This window comes from Streptomyces sp. M2CJ-2 (assembly GCF_016757295.1).
Taxonomy (GTDB): domain Bacteria; phylum Actinomycetota; class Actinomycetes; order Streptomycetales; family Streptomycetaceae; genus Streptomyces.
Genome location: NZ_JAESIF010000338.1, coordinates 1 through 248, shown reverse-complemented (window position 1 = coordinate 248; position 248 = coordinate 1). Strand labels below are relative to the sequence as shown.

At 68.5% G+C, this 248-nt stretch carries 1 pseudogene; it reads left to right on the top strand.

From position 1 onward, the window contains the following. A pseudogene (locus JL475_RS39535) lies at positions 1 to 248 on the top strand (alpha-1,4-glucan--maltose-1-phosphate maltosyltransferase); the annotation flags it as partial.

Genomic DNA, 248 nt, shown 5'->3' with positions numbered 1-248 from the left:
GTGACTGGGAGGGCGCCGAGCGCCGGGGCCAGAGCATCGCCCCCCTGATCACCCGGCTCAACACCATCCGACGGGAGAATCCGGCGCTGCGCCAGCTGCGGAACCTCCACTTCCACCAGGCGGACCAGGAGCCGGTCATCGCCTACTCGAAACGGAAGGGTTCGAACACGGTCCTGGTGGTCGCCAACCTCGACCCGCACCGCACCCAGGAGGCCACCGTCTCGTTGGACATGCCGCAACTCGGCCTG